Source organism: Rubrimonas sp., assembly GCF_036788415.1.
GTDB lineage: Bacteria > Pseudomonadota > Alphaproteobacteria > Rhodobacterales > Rhodobacteraceae > Rubrimonas.
Genome location: NZ_DAIQNN010000161.1, coordinates 1 through 4,380, shown reverse-complemented (window position 1 = coordinate 4,380; position 4,380 = coordinate 1). Strand labels below are relative to the sequence as shown.

The 4,380-nt window shown below is 71.9% G+C and carries 3 protein-coding genes and 1 pseudogene; all 4 read left to right on the top strand.

Annotated features, from left to right (window positions below; genetic code table 11):
* Positions 1 to 245: 245 nt before the first annotated feature.
* Entirely contained in the window at positions 246 to 1,193 is a 948-nt protein-coding gene (locus V7Q31_RS17625) for an SHOCT domain-containing protein (RefSeq protein ID WP_333835160.1), read from the top strand.
* A gap of 1,019 nt (positions 1,194 to 2,212) precedes the next feature.
* Positions 2,213 to 3,253: a tRNA dihydrouridine(20/20a) synthase DusA gene (gene dusA / locus V7Q31_RS17620; protein ID WP_333835159.1), complete on the top strand. Its 1,041-nt coding sequence runs from the start codon at positions 2,213 to 2,215 to the stop codon at positions 3,251 to 3,253.
* Positions 3,250 to 4,074: a TSUP family transporter gene (locus V7Q31_RS17615; protein ID WP_333835158.1), complete on the top strand. Its 825-nt coding sequence runs from the start codon at positions 3,250 to 3,252 to the stop codon at positions 4,072 to 4,074. Before dusA ends, V7Q31_RS17615 begins: the two co-directional genes overlap by 4 nt.
* Positions 4,075 to 4,153: 79 nt before the next feature.
* A pseudogene (locus V7Q31_RS17610) lies at positions 4,154 to 4,380 on the top strand (hypothetical protein); the annotation flags it as partial.

The window sequence follows — 4,380 nt, the reverse complement described above, 5'->3', positions numbered from 1 at the left end:
GGCCGTGGGCAAGCTCAAGAGGTTCAAGCGCATCGCACTTCGCTGCGAGAAGACCGAAGCCAACTTCGCATCCTTCACCGCGCTCGCTATCGGATTTATCCTGGTTCAATTCGTCCACACGGCCTAGGGAGATGGTCGTCGAGACCCTCGCCGAGAAAGCGCCGGATCTCGTCGGGCCCGGCGAGGTTGAGCCGCGGGGGCTTTCGCGATAATCGCCGTCCGTGTCCATCAGGGAAAGAACCGCCGTGTCCGAGCTGACAGCCGAAGGCGCCCGCACCATCGAAGACGTCGCAGCGCGGCATGGCGTGTCGGTCGACGCCGTGACGGCGCTCGTTCATGCGCTGGCGCGCGGCGGCGGTCGTCAGGCGCAGTTCAGCCATCCCGAACTCGGCGGCATGGGCCAATGGAGCCAGGGCGGGATGACGATGGTCGGCGACATGTTCAACACGGGGTTGCAGGCCAGGGTCGACGCCCTGTGCAGTGATTTGTCCGACCATCTCGCACGCACTGCGTTCTTCGCACCGCAGGCTCAGACGTCGGGTTGGCGGGGGCAGTCGCAATCGCAGGGGTCTGGCGCCGGCGGCGTCAGCTTCGCCTTCGGCGCGTCCTTCGGCGGGCCCGCCTGGCCGGCCGAACTCGGCTCTCCCGCGTCGACAGGCGCCCAGAACGACCTGCGCTACGCCGTTTTCCCCCATGCGCGCCGTCTCGCCATCGCGCATCCGGGCGGCATGACCGTCTACGACACCGGCGATCACCAGATCGCCGGGGTGTCGCAGCAACAGGGCGGCGGGCAGACGCTCACCTTCACGAGCCAGCACGGCCTCGTCCGCGCGGACGAACTCCGGGTCGTCGAGGGCTCGGTCGTGGATTCAGTCGAGACTTCAGCGCGATCGCGGGCGCCGGAATCCCACACGGCGGGGCCCGTCTGCGTCGAAGCGGACCGGCTCGCCGCCCCCACATGCGGGGCGCCCGAACCGAAGGCGACGCTCAGCCCCGACTCCGGCCCGCCCGCGCCAAGGTCCCCGGCTTCGCCCACCGCATTCTCACAAGCCGGACCGCAAACGCGCGCCGCCCCGGGCGACACGGACGCAATCTTCAGCGCCCTCGAACGTCTCGCCGAGCTTCACAAGCGCGGCGTGCTGACGGACGACGAATTCTCGACAAAGAAGACCGATCTGCTGTCGCGCATCTGACCCTGCGGACACGAGAACGGCAGCGAGTGGTCGACGCCCGGCTTGGTCGTGTCCCATCCCGTGGTCTAGGAGCCGGTCGCGCGCGGAGCCTCCGGCGCAGCGCGGCGCGCGGCCCGCGGCGCTGGACCTTTTTTCGAGGTGCGCGCCTCGGATGTGCGCTCGCGGACCCTCGTCGTCCTGGGGTCGCCGCGCGATGTCGATCGGATGGAAGCGCGTCGACCGGGTCCAGAGCCTCGAAGCCACGCCATGCCCTTCGACACCGCCGCGCCCTGCATCTCCCCTTCCGCACCTGCCGTCTTCAACGGCGTCGATTTCGGCCCTGTCATAGACAGCCTCTAGCCCAGGCGCGCGCATGCCGCGCGCCTGGCCCTGGCTCTGGGCTATCATCATGAGGACCTGCTCGCAGCGCTCGGCATGGTCGAGATGGCGACGGTCCGCGACTGGAGAGTCAACCGGTCCGTGCCGGCTTCTGCGAAGCTTGGCCAGTCGATCGCCTATCCGATCGATGCGGTGAAGATGGCGCTCGAGCGATCTCCGTTGGGCATTCATGCGCCTGCGCGATCTCGGCGGCGGTGAGATGCGTGTAGCGGTTGAGCGACTTAACGTCGTCGTGGCCGAGCACCATCGTCGCCCACTTGACAGTGAAGGTCCTTGCGGCGCGCCGGCGCCGTCGCCGCGTCATGGCGGAGGTCGTGGAGCCGGATGCGCCGCATGCCGAGACGTTCGAGCAAGCGCCGGAAGGCGGCCCCGATCGTTCCCGGCTCATGCGCGCCATCTCCTGCGCCTCGCCCTTGGCCCGAACCGCGCGGAAGAGACTCGCGAATGATCGCCTCCGCGCCCCGGCGGCGGATCCACCTCCGCCAGCCGATCCCTGCCGCCGTGACTCTCCCGGTGATCGACGCCATAGTGCTCGCCGCGAATGCGGCGCACTCGCGACGCGGCGCGCGCCCGATTCATCCAGATCGTGGCCGATCCTGTCCGATTCCGCTTTTGGGGCGAGCCTTGGATTGCGAAGACACATGAAAGCGGAACCGCGCGGTCGCGTCAAAATCCCGCCGCATCGCCTAAGCGTCGCTCCGATGATGGACTGGACGGACCGGCACTGCCGGTTCCTGCACCGTCAGCTGAGCCGGCGAACCTTGCTCTACACCGAGATGGTCACGGCGCAGGCGGTGCTCGCCGGGCCGTGGGAGCGGCTGCTCGCCTTCCACCCGGACGAAGCGCCGCTCGCGCTGCAACTCGGGGGTTCCGAGCCCGAGGCGCTGGCGGCGGCGGTCGCGCGCGCGGCGCCGATGGGCTTCCGCGAGATCAACCTCAATGTCGGCTGCCCGTCGGACCGCGTGCAGTCGGGCGCGTTCGGCGCCTGCCTGATGCGCGAGCCCGGCCTCGTGGCGGAGTGCGTTCGCGCTATGATCGAGGCTGCAAGTTCGTCGTCGCGGGGCGTGGAGATAACCGTCAAGTGCCGTATCGGGGTCGACGGGCAGGAGCCCTCCGAGGCGCTGCCCGCCTTCGTCGAGACGGTCGCGGCGGCGGGCGTCAGGCGCTTCGCGGTCCATGCGCGCAAGGCGTGGCTGCAAGGGCTGAACCCGAAGCAAAACCGCGACATCCCGCCGCTCGACCACGATCTCGTCGTCCGGCTCAAGCGCGCGCGTCCCGATCTGGAGATCGTCGCAAATGGCGGGCTGACCTCGCTGGATGCGGCGCTGGGGCGGATCGCCGCCGGGCTCGACGGCGCGATGATCGGGCGCGCGGCCTATCACGCCCCCGCCGACATCCTCTGCGCCGCCGACCGCCGCATCTTCGGCGAGGCGACGCCCGACACGAGCCCGGAGGGCGCCGTGCGCGCAATGCTCCCCTACATCGAAGCAGAGCTCGCAAGCGGCGAGCGGCTCAACCGGATCACGCGGCACATGCTCGACCTGTTCGCGGGCCGCCCCGGCGCGCGGCGCTGGCGGCGGATGCTGTCGGAGCGCGCGCATCAGCCGGGCGCAGGGCCGGAGCTCGTCGAGGCGGCGCTCGCCTGTGTCGAGAGCGGCGCTGCGAAAGGAGCGGCGGCGTGATCGGGGAGTGGCTGGCGATCGCAGCCCTCGCGGCGGCGTTTCTCGCGGCGGGGGCCTTCGCGGGGCTCGCCTCCGGGGCGCTCGGGGCGGGCGGCGGGCTCGCGCTCGCGCCCGCGCTCTATCATCTGCTCGGCGCGGCGGGGTTCGACGGCCCGCTGCTCGCGCATCAGGCGATGGGGGCGGCGGCGGCGGCGCTGGCGGTCCTCTCCGCCCAAGCCGCGCTGGCCCATGCGCGAGCAGGCGGTGCGGATTGGGCGCCGCTGCGCCGCGCAGGCGCCTTCGCGGCGCTCGGCGGGGGGCTCGGGGCGCTTGGCGCGGCGCAGCTTGCGGGGCTCGCGCCGCTCGCGGTCTGGGGCGTCGCCGCCTTCGCCGCGGCCCTGCTGATGGGCTTCGGCGACAGCGGGTCGCGCTGGGGCGCCGGTTGGCCGGGCGGTGTGGCGGGCCCGGCGCTGGGGCTCGGCGTCGGGCTTGTGGCGGGTGGCGCCTCGACGGGCGGCGGGGCGTTCGCGGCGCCGCTGATGCGCCGCTACGGCGCGGAACCGCGCGCGGCGGCGGCGCTCGCGGCGGGTTTTGGCGCGGCGGCGGCTGCGCCGGCGGCGCTCGTCTGGGCGCTGGCCGCGCCCGCGGGACCTGTCGCGCCTTTCACGCTCGGGGCGGTGAACCTGCCCGGCGTCGCGCTCTGCGCGCTGGCGGCGGCGGCCACGGCCCCGCAGGGCGCGCGGCTGGCGCGCGAGGCCCCCGGATGGGCGCTGCGGCTCGCCTTCGCCTTCCTGATCGCCGTCACCGCCTTGTCCTTCGTGGCGGGGGCCGCGCGCGGCTGATCGCCCCGATCGGCGTCGCGCGCCTTGCCTGCGCGCGCCCGTCCCCGCATCCTGCCCTGAAAATCACGGGGAGGATGGGATGTCCGGACCGACCGCCTTCGGCCTGACCGGCGAGCCGAGCTTTCGCCAGTCCGTCGACATCATGTTCAGCCGCGCCGTCGCGCTGATGGACCTCTCTCCCGGTCTCGAGGAGAAGATCCGCGTCTGCAACTCGACCTACACGGTCCGCTTCGGGGTGCGGCTGCGCGGGCGCATCCACACCTTCACCGGCTATCGCTCGGTCCATTCCGAGCACATGGAGCCCGT